We start from the raw sequence: 18,113 nt of genomic DNA, 5'->3' as shown, positions 1-18,113 counted from the left end.
AGAGTTCCAATTGAGAATGGCTTCCATCTTGGTGAGCCAGGGACTTTATCTAGACGGGTCACAGGAAGCTTTTCATGAGCGAGCTGACAACAGCAGACACCACCGCACTGCGCAGATGGCTGATCGAACACCTTGCCCAGTTGCTGGGCGCTACCGTGGAAGAAATCGACAGCCTGGGCGATGAGGAAAACCTCTTGGGCTGCGGGTTGGATTCCATCCGCCTGATGTACTTGCAGGAGCGCCTGCGCAGCCACGGGTTGCGGGTCGACTTCGCCCAACTCAGCGCCGAACCCAGCCTCGCGGCCTGGCTTGGGCTGCTGCATGGCCAGGTGGTGCGACGTGTGGAGGTGGCTGATGTCGCCCCGTTGAGCTTAGCCGACGACAGTTTTGAACTCAGCGCGGTGCAACAGGCGTACTGGCTGGGGCGCGGGCCCGCCGAAGTGCTGGGCAATATCAGTTGCCACGCATGGCTGGAATTCGACTGCCAGGGCATCGATGCGCAACGCCTGGAAGCGGCGGTCAAGTGCGTGCAGGCGCGTCACCCGATGTTGCGTGCCAGTTTCAACGACGGCCGCCAACGCATTCTTGGCGCAACGCAATTGCCGGTTTTCGACCATCAGGATTGGCGCCACCACACTCAGGCGGTTGCGCAAGACGCCTGGCACGCGCTGCGTGAATGGCGATCGCATGAATGCCTGGCCGTGGACGCGGGGCAGGTGTTGCTGGTCGGCCTGGTGCAGTTGCCCGAAGGCCGTGATCGTGTGTGGTTGAGTGTCGACCTGCTGGCGGTTGACGTGGAAAGCCTGCGCCTGTTGATGGCGCAACTGGGCCAGGCCTATCAGGCGCCGGCCGCGCTTGCGCCCGCGCCGGACGTGCAGTTTGCCGACTACCTCGGCCGGCGCCGCCAACGTCGCGCAGAGGCGTATGCGCGAGATCGTGAGCATTGGTGCGAACGCCTTGCGCAGTTGCCGGACGGCCCCGCACTGCCGCTGGCCTGTGCCCCGGAATCGATCCGTGCGCCACGGTTTACCCGCCAGGCTTACGTACTCAGTCACGCAGAAGCCGAACGCCTGCAACGCCAGGCGACGGCCCATGGCCTGACGTTGCCCAGTGTGTTCGCCACAGCGTTCAACGCGGTGTTGGCACGCTGGAGTGAACAGTCGAGCTTCCTGCTCAATGTGCCGTTGTTCGATCGTCACGATGATCAGCCATCCATCGACCAGGTGATTGCCGACTTCACCACCTTGCTGCTGGTGGCGTGTGAAGACGCGCCGCAGTTGCCGTTTGCCGAAGGCGCCCGACGCTACCAGCGCGACTTGCACGCCACCATCGACCACGCGGCGTTTCCCGCGCTGGAAGTGCTGCGTGAGGCACGTCGCCAAGGTCATCCGCGTTCCGCGCCGGTGGTGTTTTCCTGCAACCTGAGCGATTCGGGTTTTGTCCCCGCCAGCTTTCGCGAGGTGTTTGGCGACCTGCACGACATGCTCTCGCAAACCCCGCAAGTGTGGCTCGACCACCAACTGTATCGGCTTGAGGACGGTGTGCTGCTGGCCTGGGACAGCGTTGCCGAACTGTTCCCGCAAGGCGTGCCGCAGGCGATGTTCAGCGCCTATGTCGAGCTGGTGCAGCGTCTCGCCGACAGCGACTGGAACCAGCCGCAACCGGTGCTGTTGCCGCTGGCGCAACAGGCGCGCCGCGACCAGCAGAACAGCCTGCCGGCGTTGGCGCCGGGGCGTGGCCTGCTCGAAGACTTTTTTCGCCAAAGTGCCCGACAACCCGACGCACTCGCCCTGATCTGCGGCGCGCAACGCTGGACATATAACGATCTGGCCACCCAAGCCCTGCGTATAGCGGCGGGTTTGCTTGAGGCTGGCATGCGTCAGGGCGAGGCGGTGGAGGTCTGCCTGCCGCGTGGGCCTCGCCAGATCGCCGCCGTATTCGGCGTGCTGGCGGCCGGTGGTTGCTACGTACCGGTGGACACCGCACAGCCGGTTGCGCGGCGCAGCCTGATCGAATCGGCTGCGGGCATCACCCGAGTGATTGCCGACCAGCCGCCGGGCAACGCGCTGCAATGGCTTGACCCGGCGGTGCTTGAGCAGTCCGCGCCATTGGCCGCGCCGAAAACGCTATCGCCGCGCGCCAGCGCGTATGTGATCTACACCTCGGGCTCTACCGGCATTCCCAAAGGGGTTGAAGTCTGCCATGGCGCCGCAATCAACACGATCGACGCGGTGCAGGCCGAACTGCAGGTCACGCCGGATGATTGCCTGCTGGCCGTGTCGGCGCTGGATTTCGACTTGTCGGTGTACGACCTGTTTGGCGTGCTGGGGCAGGGCGCTCGCCTGGTGCTGCTGCAACCCGAAGAAACCCGCGATGCGGCGCGTTGGGCGCAACTGATCGCCGAACACCGCGTGAGCCTGTGGAATTCGGCCCCGGCATTGCTGGAAATGGCCCTGGGCGTCGGCGCCGATGCCTGTGATTACCGAAGCCTGCGGGCGGTGTTGCTGTCGGGCGACTGGATTGCCCTCGACCTCGGCGCACGCCTGCGGCGCCACGCCACCGCGCAGTGCCGCGTGTATGGCCTGGGCGGCGCCACCGAGGCGGGTATCTGGTCGAACCTGCAAAGCATTGATGAGGTCCCCGACCACTGGCCGTCGATTCCCTATGGCAAGCCTTTGGCCGGCCAGGCGTATCGGGTGGTGGACGCCACCGGGCGCGATGTGCCGGACCAGGTGATCGGGCAACTGTTGATCGGTGGTGCAAGCCTGGCGCGGGGGTATCGCAATGACCCGCTGCTGACCGCACAGCGCTTTCGCAGTGATGAGCACGGGCGTTGGTACCACACCGGCGACCGCGGGCGCTTCTGGGTCGATGGCACCCTTGAGTTTCTCGGGCGCATGGACCAGCAGGTCAAGCTGCGCGGGCAGCGTATCGAACTGGGGGAAATCGAAGCGGCGCTCACCGCCCACCCACGGATTGAAAGCGCCTGTGCCGCCGTGTTGAACGGCAGCCTCGGTGCGGCCGTGGTGATCAGCCCTGAATCTGCATCGGCGCAGGCGCTGCCGGCCGTCTCGATGCTCGACGACACCTTGGCCGCAGAACACCAGGTCACCGCGCAGCTGTTGCGCAGCCTGCTGCAAGACCCGCCGCCCAGCGCCCTGCTCGACACGTGGCGCGAGTGGCTGGCCGAGCATGTCGAGTCGCTCAGCCTGCACGACGCGTTGGCGCACTTAGGGTGGCGCGAGGCGGATCTGCACCGCATGGTCGGTGCCTTGCAGGTGCTGTTGCGCACCGAAGACGGCGCCTCGCAAGTGTTGTTCGATCCGTTGCTGGCACCGCAGGCCATGGCGTTGAACCTGCCGGCGGGCCGCCAGGTGTTGGACACCCTGAGCCAGGCGCTCCAACAACACCGCGGCACACCGCTGAAAGTCGCGGTGCTGGATGTGCGCGGCGGGCAGTTGCTGGAGCAATGGCTGAACCATGCGAGTTCGCGCGACGTGCAACTGACCTTGTTCGAGAGCAGCCCCGGCCTGCTGGCGGCCAGCGTGGGCAAGCGCCGGCGCGTGGCGAGCCAACTGCTGGTGGAGGGCGTGCTGCCCGCTGAACACTGGTCACAGTACGACGTGGTGATCAGCTTCGCGGCCTTGCACAGTTATGCTCAGCCCGGCGATGGGTTGAATCTGGCGCAGGCACTGCTCAAGCCGCAAGGCCGCCTGTTGCTGGCCGACCTGCTGCGCGACTCGCCGTTGCGGCTGGTCAGCGCGGCGCTGCTGGATGAGCGCGCACCGGTATTGCCTGACGCTGCCGAACTGGCGCATCTGCTCGGCCAGAGCGGTTTTCGCCACCTGGAATGCCTGTGGCAAAACCCCGCGATGCTGCTGTTGAGTGCGCGTGCGGCGGATGAAACCCTGACCGCTGAAAGCCTCGACCAATGGCTGCAACAACGCTTGCCCCAGGCGATGCGGCCCGAACATCTGTGGTCCGTACCGCGCCTGACACTGAATGCCAACGGCAAGATCGACCGCGCGCGCCTGCACGCCAGCCTCAGCGACGCGTTGCAACGCAGGCAACCGGCAAACAACGAAGACGGCGAACTCAGTGCCGAGCTACAGCCCCTGGCAGCGTGCTGGGAGGCCATCCTGGGACGGCCGGTGCACAGCGCCCAGGCGAGCTTTTTCAGCCTGGGCGGCGACAGCCTGCTGGCGACGCGGCTGCTGGCCAGCGTGCGTGAACAACTGGGCGCCAGCCTGCGCATGAGCGATTTCTACCTGCAGCCGACATTGGCAGGCATGGCCGCGCTGTTGGTGCGCAGCGGCGAAGTGGCTATCGAGGAGGGCGTGTTATGAGCCTGGATGATGTGCTGCACATCTGCCGTGAACGCCAGATCGAACTCTGGGCGACTGACGGCAAGCTGCATTTTCGCGCGCCGCAAGGCGCATTGGACTCAGCCCTGGCGGAGCGTATTCGCGCCCAGCGGCCAGCGCTGCTGGTGCATCTCGCGCCCCAACAATGGCGCGCACAGCCGGAGCAGGCGCTGCAACCCTTCGCCTTGAGCGCGGTACAGGGCGCCTATGTACTGGGACGCAACCCGGCCTTTGACTATGGCGGCAACGCTTGCCACTTGTATGTCGAATACCCGTGGCCGGCGAACGTCGACACCGGACACCTTGAACAGGCCTGGAACGCCGTGGTGCAACGTCACCCGATGCTGCGCGCGGTGGTCGATAACCATCAGCAACGTGTGCAAGCCCAGGTGCCATGGCAACAGTTGCCGGTGCATGACCGCCGCGACGCCACGCCCGAGGCGTTCGAGGCGCACCTGAACAGCGTGCGCAAGCGCCTGGACCATGCCTGCCATGCGCTCGATCAATGGCCGATCCTGCTGCCCGAACTGAGCGTGGGACGCGAGCAGGCAATCCTGCATTGTTCGGTGGATTTCACCTTGTTCGACTACGCCAGCCTGCAACTGCTGCTGGCAGAACTCACCCAGCGCTACTTGGAACCGACGCGCCACTGGCCGGCGCTGGAAGCGACCTTTCGCGACTACCTCGAGCACGAACAGCAAGCGCGCGGCAGCACCGCCTGGCACGCCGACAAGGCGTGGTGGCTGGCGCGCCTGGACAGCCTGCCCGGGCGTCCGGACCTGCCGCTGAGCGAGCACGCGGGCTTGGGCTCCACGCGTTTCGCCCACCACCATGGCGTGTTGAGCAGCGGGCAATGGAACGCCCTGTGCGCCCTTGCCAGCGCTCAAGGCCTCAGCGCGGCGGGCGTGACGCTGGCCGCGTTTGTCGAGGTGATCGGGCGCTGGAGCCAAAGCCCGGACTTTTGCCTGAACCTCACCGTGCTCAACCGGCCGAACCTGCACCCGCAATTGGACCAGGTCGTGGGGGACTTCACCGCCCTGAGCCTGCTCGCGGTGGACGGCACCGAGGGCGCCAGTTTTGTCCAGCGTGCGCGGCGTATCGGCGCGCAGCTGTTCGATGACCTCGACCACAGCCGCTTCACCGGCGTGGAGGTACTGCGCGAACTGGCCCGTGTGCGAGGGCGTGGCGCCGACCTGATGCCGGTGGTGTTCACCAGTGGCATCGGCAGCGTCGAACGCATGCTCGGCGATGCCGGGCGTGTGTTGCAGCCGCCCAGCTACATGATCAGCCAAACCCCGCAAGTGTGGATCGACTGCCAGGTCAGCGACCAATACGGCGGTTTGCAGATCGGCTGGGATGTCCGCATCGGCGTGTTGCCCGAAGGCATGGCCGCGCAGATGTTCGCAGCCTACGTCGACTTGCTGCAACGCTTGGCCTGCGACCCGCAATTGTGGCAAGCGCGTGGCGATATCGTGCTGCCCGCGCAGCAGGCAAACCCGCCGATCCACGCCAGCGCCCCAGCGCGCAATATCGCCGACGGCTTCGCCCAACAGGCGCGGCGAACTCCGGATGCCCTCGTGATCAGCGACCGCGACGGCCGTTACCGCTATCGTCAGGTCGCCCAGCATGCCGCCGCGGTGCGCAAGGCGCTTGAAGCGCTCGGCGTGCAGCCGGGGGCGCGGGTGGCGGTGATGCTGCCCAAGAGTGCCTGGCAACTGATGGCGGTGCTGGGCATTACCCAGATGGGCGCGGCCTATGTGCCGGTGGACATCCGCCAACCGGCCTTGCGCCGCGCGGCGATCCTGCGCGACGCGGGGATTGCCGCGGTGATTGTCCTGCAAGCCCAGGCATGGCCGGACACCCTTGAACTTCCGCGCATCGCCATCGATACGCTTGCCGCCGACCCGCATTGGCCACCCCGTGAGCCGCTGGCGGTAGAGGCCGCGGACCTGGCCTACATCATCTACACCTCAGGCTCCACCGGCACGCCCAAAGGCGTAATGCTCAGCCATGGCGCGGTGGTCAACACCCTCGATGACATCAACCAGCGCTACGCGGTGAACGTCGATGACCGCGTGCTGGGCCTGGCAGAGTTGAGTTTCGACCTGTCGGTGTATGACTTCTTCGGCGCCACGGCGGTCGGTGCGCAGGTGGTGCTGCCCGACCCCGAGCGCGGCGCCGATCCTTCGCACTGGGCGCAATTGATGCAGGAACACGGCATCACCTTGTGGAACTCGGTGCCCGCACAAGGGCAGATGCTGGTGGATTACCTGGAGACCGAGCCCGGCGCAATCCCCGGGCCGCGCTGTGTGCTGTGGTCCGGCGACTGGATTCCCACCACGCTGCCGACGCGCTGGTGGCAACGCTGGCCCGAAAGCCAGTTGTTCAGCCTGGGCGGCGCCACCGAAGCGGCGATCTGGTCGGTGGAGCATCCCATTCGTACCGAAGATACGGCCTTGCCGAGCATCCCCTACGGCCGGGCTCTCAAGCACCAGACCCTGGAAGTGCTCGACGCGCTGGGCCGCCAGTGCCCGGTGGGCGTGCGTGGTGAGATTCACATCGGCGGACTCGGCCTGGCCCTGGGTTATGCCGAAGACCCGCAACGCAGCGCTGAGCGGTTTATCACCCATGCCAGCGGGCGTCGCCTGTACCGCACGGGTGACCAGGGGCGTTACCTGGACGCGGAAGGCTTGATCGAGTTTCTTGGGCGCCAGGATGACCAGGTGAAGATTCGCGGTCACCGCATCGAACTGGCGGAAATCGACGCGGGCTGGCTGGCCCATCCGCAGATCGCCGCGAGTACCACGGTGTTGCTCGGCGAGCGTCACGAACGTTCGCTGTGCAGCTTCGTCACCCTGCACACCAACGCGCCTGCGCCTCACCTGAGCACGCAGTTGGGCGAAGTCCTGCGCCAGGCACGCCACACCCTTGAACACGCGGATTTCGGCCCGCGCGCCGCCATCGAAGCGGCACTGGCGGCGCTGGATCGGGCGGCGGATGTGTCGTTGCTGCACTGGTTGGGCGGTAGTGGCTTGCTGATCCCGGGGCAGTCCGTGGCATTCGACTCGCTGTGCCAGGCCTTGCAACTCGACGCCGGTCAGCATCGCCTGTTGCGGCATTGGCTGACGTTGTTGACCGACAGCGGCTACCTGTGTGCGGACAATGACGGTTGGCGCTGCCAGGTCAGCACGGCTGACCTGAATCAGCACGATGCCTGGGCACAGTTCGCCCGTCTGGCGCCGAGCGGTCTTTGGCCGCTGGAATTGGTCGATTACCTGCGCACCAGCGCGACCCGCCTGGCCGAGCAATTGGACGGGCGCCTGAGCCCGGCAAGCCTGATGTTCCCGCAGGGCTCGGCACATATTGCCGAGGCGATGTACAGCCGTGGCCAGCATGCCCAAGTGCTGCATCGGGCCATGGCCGAGGCGGTTTGCGCGATCGTTGCGCGCCAGAGCCAGCGCCGCTGGCGCATCCTGGAAGTGGGCGCCGGCACCGGTGCCGCCAGTGCGTTGATCATCCCCGCGCTGGCGCCGTTGGTGGCGGACGGGGTGCAGATCGACTATGTGTTTTCCGACGTGTCGAGCTATTTCCTTAACGCTGCGCGCGAACGCTTTGCCGCGTATCCGTGGGTGCGCTTCATGCCGTTCGACATGAACAAACCCGCCTGCGAACAAGGGCTTGCCGCGGGGTCCCTGGACCTGCTGCTCAGCTCCGGCGCATTGAACAACGCCCTGGATACACCGCGCCTGCTCGCCGGGTTACGCCAATTGCTGCAAGCCGATGCCTGGCTGGTGATCCAGGAACTGACCCGCGAACACCGCGAAATCAGCATCAGCCAAAGCCTGATGATGGAGACGCCGCAGGACGTGCGCGCCACCTCCGGGCAGCTGTTTGTGCATACGGACCAGTGGCTGGCGTGGCTGAACAGCGAGGCCGGCGACCAGGCCGAATCGCTGGCGTCGGCCGACAGTGTGCTGCACCTGCTGGGCTACGACCTGTTGGTCGCACGCGTGAAAACCGACCGGCCATTACTGAGCCAGGAGACGTTGCTGGCCTTCATCGCCGAGCGCGTGCCGCGTTATATGGTGCCGGCGCAGGTGCGGATACTCGACCGCTTGCCGGTCACCGCCAATGGCAAGATTGACCGCCGCGCGCTGACCACCCAAGCCGAGCAACGCCAGCTCGAACCGGCACGCCGTGCGCGCACGGAAGTGGCGGATGAGCTGGTGCAGCGCTTGATCGCGCATTGGGAGCGAGTACTCGATTGCAGTGGGGTGTCGGCGGATCAGGATTTCTTCGGCGCCGGTGGTGACTCGCTGCTGATCGCGCAATTGATCGCCGGCTTGCGCGAGCAAGAGCCATTGGCCCGTGCGCAACCCTTCGACCGCCTGTTGCGCTGGGCTCTCAGCCAGCCGACCCCGGAAGGCCTGGCCCAGCGCTTGCGCAGTGAGTCGAGCAGTGAAGCCCCCGCAGTGGTGCCCTCCACGGACACCCGCCGTGCGCCGCAGGGTGGGCGCGGGCGGGTGGATGCGCTGACGGAACTGGCCGCGGGTGAAGGCACCGCGCGAGTGCTGGTGCATGAAGGGCTCGGCACGCTGCTGCCGTATCGCGGGTTGATCGCCGAACTGGCCGGCAGCGGCCCGTTGCTGGGGTTGGCGGTGCATGACAGCGACGATTACCTGAGCCTGCCGCCGGAGCATATCAACGCCACCCTCGGCAAACGGTATGCCCAGGCGCTGTGGGACAGCGGCCGGCGCCGCTTCGACTTGCTGGGCTACTGCTCCGGCGGGCTGGTAACGCTGGAGCTGGCCAAAGCCCTGCTGCAATTGGGCGCCGAGGTGCGTCGGGTGGACATCGTATCGAGCTACCGCATTCCGTACCTGGTGGAGGATGAAGTGCAGATGCTCTACAGCTTCGCCGGCACCCTGGGGCTGGACACTGCTGCACTGGGGTTGCCGGCGGCTGAACAGTTGCTCGACAAACACCTGGATCTGGACGCCACTGCGCTCAAATCCCGCGTACTGGCGGCGGCCAAGGGCATTGCCGATGAGCAGTTGTATCGGGTGTTCGCTCATTCCGTGCGCGCCAGTCACTACAGTGATGGCGCGCCGTATGTGGGCGCCATCCGCCTGTTTGTGCCGAGTGTCGCCAACCCATTGATCCCCGATCACCAGGCCGCTCTGCAAGCCTGGTGGCAGGCGGCGTCGTTGGCGCCGCTGACTGTGCAGACCCTGCGCGGCAATCACTTCGAGTGCTTGAACGCCGGGCTGAGTCGTTACTTGCTGGAGGAACGCCCATGACTATGCCTGTGAAAACCCTGGTGGTGGGCTCGCGCTTCGGCCAGTTCTACGCCGTTGGTGTGGCTGCGGCCGAGCACCTGGAACTGGTCGGGGTGCTGGGGCAGGGCAGTCGTCGCTCCCGCGCACTGGCTCGCTATCTCGAAGTGCCGTGTTTCGAGGCCTTGGCCCACGTACCCGCCGACACACAACTGGCTTGCGTAGCGGTGGGCGGCGCGGCAAGGGGCGAACAGGGCCCTGCCTTGGCGCAAGCGCTGATGGAGCGGGGCATTGATGTGCTGATCGAGCACCCGTTGCTGCCCCAGGAACTGCAAGACTTGCTGAGCACGGCGGCGCGCCTGCATCGGCGCTGCCTGCTCAACAGTTTCTACCCGCAGTTGCCGTGCGTGGCGCGGTTCATCGAGCTGGCGCGACAGCTGCATCGTCAACAGGGCATTCGCCATATCGACGCCGACTGCGCGGTGCAGGTGAGTTACGCGACCCTCGATGTGCTGGCGGCGGTGTTGGAGTCGGTAGGCCCATGGTCGGTGGACTGCGTGGCACCGGCGCTGTCGGCCTGGCGGGATATCAGCCTGGTCATGGCGCAAGTGCCGGTGTCGTTGCGCGTGCTCAATGAGTTGGCCGCCAATGATGACGGGCGCATGCAGAGGTTGCAGCGCATCAGCATCGCCACTGACAGCGGCACGTTGCTGTTGGCCTCGCCCCACGGACCGTTGCTGTGGCTGCCGGCCGTGCGTGCGCCGGTGCAAGATGCCGACGGGGTGTTCGACCTGTTTGGGCCGCAGGCCGATGAGTCGCTGCCGTGCGCCGAAGTGTTGGAGGCCGCGGCGACGGATTGGGCGCAGGTTTACCGCCGCGTCTGGCCGACAGCTGCGGCCAGTGCATTGCAACCGCTGATCACGGGGGTGGGGCTGGCGCGCCTGCAACAGCGCAGCCTGGAAGTGGTGAGGCTATGGCAACAGGTGACGGCGGCGCTCGGGTTCCCGCAGCAGCCGTCGCTGACGTTACCGGCTGCCGGCCTGGCCCAGGCATTGGAGCACGTCCGATGAGCCACTTGAGCGAAATGCTGCGTCCTTTCCGTGCGCGCTTAGGGGCGGCGATCGCGTTGCAGGCCGTCGCCGGGATCTGCTCGCTGCTGCCGCTGATAGCCTTGGCGCAACTGGCGGACAGCTTGCGCCAGGCGCCGCCGCTGGCGTCTTCGGCACTGAACTGGGTGGTGGTGGCGGTGGTGGCGTCAGCGCTGTGGTTGTGCGGCCAGACCCTGGCCTTGCACCTGACCCATCAGGTGGACGCCGACCTGTGTGACCGTCTGCGCGTGCGCCTGGCCGAGCATCTGCAACGCTTGCCCTTGGGCTGGTTTGCACGGCTGGGGCCCGAGGGCGTCACCCGTTACGCCGAGCAGGATGTGCGGGCCTTGCACCAACTGGTGGGCCATGCACCGACCGACCTGGTCAACCTGCTGTTGATTCCCATGGCCACCCTGGCCTACCTGCTGTCGAGCAACAGTGCCCTGGCGCTCTGGTGCCTGCTGCCGTTGGCATTGGGCGTGTTGGGCTATTGGCGCCTGGGCTCGGCGCATTACCGCGAGGACGTGGCCCAGCGCAATGGCGCAATCCAGCGGTTGTTCAGCGACTACAGCCAGTTCGCCGGCAACCTGGGCCTGGTCCGGCAATTTCCCAGCGCGGGCATTCATCGCCGTGTGCAAGAGGCGGTGCAGCAGTTTGATCAGCGCTTCAGCCATTGGGTGAGTCGCGCCGGTCATCTTGCTGCGCTGATCCAGGTCCTGCTCAGCGCACCGTGGCTGTTGGCCTGGGTGGTACTTGGCACACTATTTATCGGCGTGAGCGAAGTAGGCGCCGTGCAGGTGTGCGGCTTTTTGCTGCTGGTGCGCGCCATGGCAGCGCCGGTATTGGCGCTGGGGCACGGCTTTGATGCGCTGAACAACGCGCGCGCAAGTGCCCGGCGCCTACAGGAGGTGTTGAGTACACCGCCGTTGATCGAGCCCGACACGCCGCAATCGCCTCGGGACGCCAGCGTGGAGATGCTCGATGTGAGCTTCTCCCTGGGTGATGTCACGGTACTGAAGGCGATCAACCTGCGCCTGGAGCCGGGCACTACCACCGCACTGGTGGGGCCGTCCGGCGCGGGGAAAAGCACCTTGGCCGGTTTGATCGCCCGCTTTATGGACGTCGACAGCGGGCATGTGCGCGTGGGCGGCGTGGATGTTCGGCAGATCGCCAGCCGCCAATTGCAGCAGCATCTGGCGCTGGTGTTTCAGCAGGCGGGGGCATTGCGCCTGTCACTGGCGCAAAACATCGCCCTGTATCAGCCGCACGCCAGTGAAAAACAGATTCGCGCCGCGGCCAAGGCGGCCTGCCTGGATGACTGGATCATGGGGTTGCCCAAGGGCTACGCCAGCGTGGTGGACGATGATGTGCGGCTGTCCGGCGGCGAATTGCAGCGCCTGGCGATTGCGCGGGCGCTGCTGTCGCGGGCGCCGATCATGTTGCTCGACGAACCCACCTCCGCCACCGACCCGCAGACCGAGCGCGCCTTGCGTACTGCACTGCGCGACGACGCAGCCGGGCGCACGCGGCTGATCATCGCCCATCGCCTGGAAACCATCGCCCATGCCGAGCAGATCCTGGTGCTCTGCGAAGGGCGCATTGTGCAGCGCGGATGTCATGCACAGTTGTTGGCCGTGGACGGTCTGTACCGCCAGCTGTGGGACGAGCAAATGTCGACGGCCGATCAACTGGAGTTCGTGTCATGAGTGTACTTTCGCCGTTGCGTCATTTGCCCGACCAGGCCCGGCGCGTACTGCGCGGCGCCCTGGGGTGGATGCTACTGGCCGCCGTGCTGGATGGCTTGGCGGGGTTGGCGCTGGTGCCGCTGATACTGGCCTGGTTCGATCAACAGAGTGTGCAGCCAAGTGTGCTGCTGTTGCTGGGGCTGACGTTGCTGCAGGCCTTGGTCAGCTACGTTGCCCAGCGCCGTGGTTATCTGGCGGGAGCCGGGTTGGCGGCCGGCCTGGTCTCGCAACTGGTGCAACAGCTGCCGCGCTTGCCATTGGCGCGTCAGGGCCAGTTGGAAGACTTGGTGCGCGGGCCGGTGTTCAACAGCATGGGCATTCCGGCGCACTTGCTGGCGCCGCTGGTAACGGCGCTGGTGACGCCGACGATGGTGGTGCTGGGGCTGATCTTTATTGAACCGCGTTTGGCGCTGGCGTTGGCCCTGGCTTATCTGCCGTTGTTCGCTCTGCTGCGTTGGGCCGGGCGACGTAGCCTGGCGCTGGAGCAACTGCGCCAGCAAGTCGACCGTCGCGCCGGGCAGCTGTTGCAGACATTCGCGCAGCAACAGGCCTTGATCCGCAGCGCCGGTGATGCCAGCCAGGGCCAGTTGGCGTTGCGTCAGGCCTTGCACGAGCAACACCAGGCCACGCACCGTCTCAACCGCCGCGCGTTGCCCAGCGGGCTTGGCTTTGCGGCGGCGGTGCAGGTGGTGTTTTCGCTGGTGTTGGCAGGTGGCGTGCTGGCGGTGGCGGCGGGGCAGCTATCCGGCGCGCTGTTGGTAGCGGTGTTGGTGTTGCTGGTGCGCTTCATCGAACCGCTGTCGCAACTGGCTTATCTGGACCAGGCTTTGCGTATGGCGTGGCAGGCGTTATCTCAAGTGCTCGCGGTGTTGGCCATGCCGACGCTGCACAGCCCGCACCCCGGAGAGCAGCCTCAGGATGCAAGTTTGCAAGGGCAAGGCTTGAATATCTGCGGCGAAGGCGGCGAGCAGTTGCTCAAGGATGTGGACATCCATTGCGCGCCGGGAACGTTCACGGCGATTGTCGGTCCGTCGGGCGCGGGTAAAAGTACTCTGCTGGCCTTGCTGGGGCGTGGCATGGACCCGCAGACCGGCGCAGTACGACTCGGCCAGGTGGACATTCGCCAGCTAAGCGAACACACCTTGGCCAACCACCTCACGCAAGTGTTCCAGAATAGCGGACTGTTTACCGGCAGCCTGCTGTGGAATGTCAGCATGGCCCGGCCGCAAGCCACGCCTGCGCAACTGCAACACGCCGCCAAGGATGCTGCATTGGATGAGGTGCTCAGCAGCCTGCCGCAGGGTTGGCACAGTGAGGTAGGGCCGGGCGGCGCATTACTCTCGGGCGGCCAGCGGCAACGGGTCGGCCTGGCGCGCGCGCTGCTGTCCCCGGCGCCGATCCTGTTGCTTGACGAACCCACCGCCAGCCTCGATGCGCGCTGCGAAGCACGGGTCAATCGCAGCCTGCAGGCGCTGCATGGCAGGCGCACCGTGGTGTTGGTGTCGCACAATCCGATGTTGGTGCGCGGTGCCGATCAGATCCTGGTGCTAGAAGGCGGCAGCGTCAGTGGCTGCGGCAGTCATGAGCAGTTGCTGGCCACGCACCGCTGGTATGCGCAGTTCGTCGAGCAAAACCTGCCGGGCAGCCATTGAAAAAGTCCCTTAATCGAAAAGTCGCAGCGTTCGTTTAAACGATACTAATGCGAATTATTATCGATAAAGAGGCTGGGCAATGTCACACCGGGGAGCAACAAAGGCGGGGCGGGGTTTCCAACGTAATGGGGCGCAACTGGGGATGGTGCTGGTGCTGGGCCTGAGCCCGTTGGCACAGGCGATTGCGACCGTGCAATTGCCTGACATCAAGGTCGCGGGTGACGACACCTCGGGCGAGGTGACCCCGCCCGGCGTGACCACCATCGGCAAGCTACCGCTCAAACTGCGGGAAACGCCGCAGTCGGTGAGCGTCATCGACCATGAGCGCATCGAGCAGCAAAACCTGTTCAGCCTCGATGAAGTGATGCAGCAGGCCACTGGCGTGACGGTGCAGCCGTTCCAGTTGCTGACCACCGCGTACTACGTGCGTGGCTTCAAGATCAACTCTTTCGAATTGGACGGTGTGCCGGCGATGCTCGGTGAAACCGCCGGTTCGCCTCAGGACATGGCGGTGTATGAGCGCGTCGAAATCCTGCGTGGCTCCAATGGTTTGCTGCACGGCAGCGGTAACCCGGCGGCCACGGTCAACCTGGTGCGCAAGCGCCCACAAAAGGCATTCGCCGCCAGCACCACCCTCAGCGGCGGCACCTGGGACCGTTACCGTGGCGAAGTGGATGTCGGCGGGCCGCTGACCCAGACTGGCAACGTGCGTGGGCGCGTGGTGGCGGCCTACGAGGATCGCGACTACTTCTACGATGTCGGCAAGCAAGACACCCAGTTGCTCTACGGCATCACCGAATTCGACCTGAGCCCCGACACCCTGCTGACCCTGGGCGCGCAATACCAGACCATCGATTCGGTGACCAACATGGCCGGCGTGCCCATGGCCAAGGACGGGTCGAGCCTGAACCTGTCGCGCTCCACCTATCTGGACGTGGACTGGGACCGCTTCAAGTGGACCACGCGCCGGGTGTTCGGCTCTCTCGAGCAGCAATTGGATCACGACTGGAAAGCCAAGGTCGCCGCCGAATACCAGGATGCCGACTCAAGCCTGCGCTATGCCGGTGCTTTTGGCGCCATCGACCCGCTCACCGGCGATGGCGGTCGCTTGATGGGCGCTGCGTATAAATTCAGCAGCACTCAAAAGAGCGTGGATGCCTCGGTCAATGGGCCGTATTCGTTGTTTGGCCGCAGCCATGAGTTGCTGTTGGGCACCAACTACAGCCACGGCGAAACCGAGCAGCGCACTGCCCAGTTCACCACGCCGCTAAACGTGCCGGTGAATGTCTATCGCTGGGACCCGAGCAGTGTGCCCAAACCCGGTATCGGCGCCTACACGTCGCCCGGTTCCACGACGACCACTTCCAAGGGCGTCTACGCGCTGACCCGCTACAAACTGCTCGATCCGTTGACCCTGGTCATCGGCGGCCGGGCCAGTTGGTGGGACCAGAACGCGCCGACCAGCCACTTCACCCCCGGCCGGGAAATAACCCCGTATGGCGGCTTGATCTGGGACTTTGCGCAGAACTGGTCGTGGTACGCCAGCTACGCCGAGGTCTACCAGCCGCAGACCGGGCAAACCTGGAGCGGCGACCTGCTCAAGCCGGTGGAGGGCAAGACCTATGAAACCGGGATCAAGGGCGAGTTGGCGGACGGGCGTTTGAATGTGTCGCTGGCGGTGTTCCGTATCGACCTGGAGAACAATCCGCAGGTCGATCCGGACCACCCGGGTGTGGGGCCGACCACCTATTACATCAGCGGTGGCAAGGTGCGCAGCCAGGGCTTCGAGCTGGAGAGCAGCGGTTATATCACCCCCGAATGGAACGTCTCCGCCGGTTATACCTACACCAGCACCGAGTACCTCAAGGACACCAACGCTTCGGGTGAGCGCTATGCCAGCTTCACGCCGCGCCACATGGCGCGGGTGTGGACCCAGTACGAGTTGCCGTGGCAGGACCGCCGCTGGAGCGTCGGTGCCGGCGTGCAGGCGCAAAGTGATTACTCCACCCAATCCGGTGCCGTAACCCTGGAGCAGGGCGGCTATGCCTTACTCAATGCGCGGGTCGCCTACCGCATCGACGAGCATTGGACTGCCGCGGTCAACGGCAACAACCTGGCGGACCGCAAGTACTACCAGAGCCTGTCCAACGTCAATTGGAACAACCGCTATGGCGAACCGCGCAGCCTCAATCTGACCCTGCGAGGTACGTTCTGATGGCCGCGCCGGCCCTCGGTTCCTGGCCGCTGCGCATTTGTCTGGCGCTGGCGGGCAGTGTGCTCAGCAGCCTGCAACTGGCCGTCCTGCTGGCGCGGCATTATCCGTGGGGCGGTGGGCTGGAGCGGCTGTATGCCGGCGTGTTCCTGGGCTTGGGGTTTCTGGTGACGGTACTGCTGTGGTCGTTGCTGGCGCCGGATCGCAAACGCGTGGTGTATCGCTCCAGCGTCTGGCTGCTGCTGTTTACGCCCTGGCTGCTTTGGGATGGAGCCTGGCGATGAACCAGATGGGCGCACCGAGGGCATTGGTTCAGCGTGTACACGCCGGGGCAGGCGGGGTGTTTGGGGTACTGCTGTTCGTGATCCTGCTGACGGGGGCGTGGAGCATGGCCCATGAAGACTTGCGCGCCTGGTTTCGCGGCCCGGCGGCGTTGGCTCACGGGCCAGCGCTACCGGTCGCGCAATGGCCGGCTATCGCTCGCGAGCGCGGCCTGGCGCTCGGTGAATTGCGCATTCGTTTGCCGGACAGTAGCCACTCGGTGGTCGAGTTGTGTGCATCGCCCAAGGACTGCACGGTCGCCTTGGACCCCGTCAGCGGCCGTGAGCTGGCGTCAGGCAACGCGGCGGATATCCTGTTCAACCTGCACAAAAGTCTGTTCATCGGTTTTCCCGGCCGGATTTTGATCAGCTTGTTGGGCGTGGTGTTGTTGCTGATGATCTGGGCAGGCAGTGCATTACACAGTGGGCGCCTGCAAGACCTCAAGCGCCTGCGGCGCGACCGTGGGGCACGGGTGTTCGCCCATGACTTGCACAGCCTGATCGGCCGTTGGTGCGGGCCCTGGTTGCTGCTGTTTGGTATCACTGGCGCGTTGTCCGGCCTGGGGGCGCTCGGCACCTTGGGGCTTGCCGCGCAGGCGTTCCCGGGCGCGCCGCAGCAAGCGTTCATGCAGTTGCTGGGGGCACCGCCGCAGGTCGACCGAACAACGGCTTCGGCGCCGGCGGTCGATCTGGATCAGTTGCTGCACCAGGACGCCGTCGCCCATCCGGGGTTCTCTGCTCAAAACGTCGCTTTGCACCACTGGGGTGAGCCGGATGCCTGGGTGGAAGTGAGCGGTATCCAACAAGGCCTGCCCAGTACGGCCGTCTTTGAACGGCATGCCTATCGCGCCGCTGACGGCCTCGCCGTCGGTTCCAGCAGCGCCAGCGGGCGCGGTCTGTGGTTGCAGGCGTTTATTGCGGTGCAGCCGCTGCACTTTGCCGACTACCGCTGGGTGCCTGTTGGCGGGTCACTGCTGCGTGCCGTGCATTTCGGCATGGCGTTGGCGGCGGCGGGGTTGGTGCTCAGCGGCTTGTACCTGTGGCTGGAGCGTCGGCGCCTCAAGGCCGGCGGCGGTTGGCAGGTGCTACTGCGCCTGGTGATCGGCGGCGGCGGCGGGTTGCTGGCGGCCACGGCGGTATTGCTCTGCGCGGGGGCGCTGGGCAGTGCCAACCTGGCGTGGTGGTTCTGGGGCGGTTGGCTTGCCAGCCTGCTGCTGGCCTGCCTGATGCCCCCCAGGCGTCAACCGCTGCACCTGCTGCTGGCCGTGACGGGCCTGGGCTTCCTGGCGGCGGCGCTGCTGCACCTGGCCGGCAGCCTGAAACAAGGCAGCGTGCCGCTGTGGCCCATCGATCTTGTGTTGCTGCTGTGCGCGGCCAGTGCCCTGTGGGCATTGCGGCGCCTGATTTCTTTTACGCGTGCGGCACGGGCTGCCGCCGCCAATGTTGCCTGAGGGGA

Annotated in this window: 8 protein-coding genes; all 8 read left to right on the top strand. The window is 65.6% G+C overall.

Going from position 1 to position 18,113, the window contains the following annotated elements:
* The first annotated feature begins 74 nt into the window (after positions 1-74).
* The 8 genes from MOQ67_RS16450 (at position 75) to MOQ67_RS16415 (ending at position 18,108) form a co-directional block, all read left to right on the top strand.
* On the top strand, positions 75-4,346 hold the full coding sequence (locus tag MOQ67_RS16450; protein WP_198717533.1) for a non-ribosomal peptide synthetase: 4,272 nt from the start codon (positions 75-77) through the stop codon (positions 4,344-4,346).
* Entirely contained in the window at positions 4,343-9,664 is a 5,322-nt protein-coding gene (locus MOQ67_RS16445) for a non-ribosomal peptide synthetase (RefSeq protein ID WP_198717534.1), read from the top strand. The genes MOQ67_RS16450 and MOQ67_RS16445 overlap by 4 nt, the downstream gene beginning before the upstream one ends.
* Positions 9,661-10,710, top strand: coding sequence for a Gfo/Idh/MocA family oxidoreductase (locus MOQ67_RS16440; protein ID WP_017849087.1), 1,050 nt, complete (start codon positions 9,661-9,663; stop codon positions 10,708-10,710). The genes MOQ67_RS16445 and MOQ67_RS16440 overlap by 4 nt, the downstream gene beginning before the upstream one ends.
* Entirely contained in the window at positions 10,707-12,434 is a 1,728-nt protein-coding gene (locus MOQ67_RS16435; RefSeq protein ID WP_198717535.1) for an ABC transporter ATP-binding protein, read from the top strand. The genes MOQ67_RS16440 and MOQ67_RS16435 overlap by 4 nt, the downstream gene beginning before the upstream one ends.
* Positions 12,431-14,125 (top strand): ABC transporter ATP-binding protein, encoded by a 1,695-nt coding sequence (locus MOQ67_RS16430; protein WP_198717536.1) that lies wholly within the window; start codon positions 12,431-12,433, stop codon positions 14,123-14,125. Before MOQ67_RS16435 ends, MOQ67_RS16430 begins: the two co-directional genes overlap by 4 nt.
* Before the next feature lie 142 nt (positions 14,126-14,267).
* Positions 14,268-16,340, top strand: coding sequence for a TonB-dependent siderophore receptor (locus MOQ67_RS16425; RefSeq protein WP_017849090.1), 2,073 nt, complete (start codon positions 14,268-14,270; stop codon positions 16,338-16,340).
* Entirely contained in the window at positions 16,340-16,621 is a 282-nt protein-coding gene (locus MOQ67_RS16420; RefSeq protein ID WP_126585247.1) for a hypothetical protein, read from the top strand. The genes MOQ67_RS16425 and MOQ67_RS16420 overlap by 1 nt, the downstream gene beginning before the upstream one ends.
* A complete protein-coding gene (locus MOQ67_RS16415; RefSeq protein WP_232925445.1) occupies positions 16,618-18,108 on the top strand; it encodes a PepSY-associated TM helix domain-containing protein in 1,491 nt (496 codons plus the stop codon). The genes MOQ67_RS16420 and MOQ67_RS16415 overlap by 4 nt, the downstream gene beginning before the upstream one ends.
* Positions 18,109-18,113 lie beyond the last annotated feature (5 nt).

The sequence above is a fragment of the Pseudomonas sp. LY-1 genome (genome assembly GCF_053502595.1).
Note: the sequence above shows the minus strand (reverse complement) of the source record. Positions and strands in the feature narration are given on the sequence as shown.

Excerpts from the sequence above, each read along its gene's own strand:
- MOQ67_RS16450 (WP_198717533.1), top strand. The coding sequence starts at position 75 with ATGAGCGAGCTGACAACAGCAGACACCACCGCACTGCGCAGATGGCTG.
- MOQ67_RS16445 (WP_198717534.1), top strand. The coding sequence starts at position 4,343 with ATGAGCCTGGATGATGTGCTGCACATCTGCCGTGAACGCCAGATCGAA.
- MOQ67_RS16440 (WP_017849087.1), top strand. The coding sequence starts at position 9,661 with ATGACTATGCCTGTGAAAACCCTGGTGGTGGGCTCGCGCTTCGGCCAG.
- MOQ67_RS16435 (WP_198717535.1), top strand. The coding sequence starts at position 10,707 with ATGAGCCACTTGAGCGAAATGCTGCGTCCTTTCCGTGCGCGCTTAGGG.
- MOQ67_RS16430 (WP_198717536.1), top strand. The coding sequence starts at position 12,431 with ATGAGTGTACTTTCGCCGTTGCGTCATTTGCCCGACCAGGCCCGGCGC.
- MOQ67_RS16425 (WP_017849090.1), top strand. The coding sequence starts at position 14,268 with ATGGTGCTGGTGCTGGGCCTGAGCCCGTTGGCACAGGCGATTGCGACC.
- MOQ67_RS16420 (WP_126585247.1), top strand. The coding sequence starts at position 16,340 with ATGGCCGCGCCGGCCCTCGGTTCCTGGCCGCTGCGCATTTGTCTGGCG.
- MOQ67_RS16415 (WP_232925445.1), top strand. The coding sequence starts at position 16,618 with ATGAACCAGATGGGCGCACCGAGGGCATTGGTTCAGCGTGTACACGCC.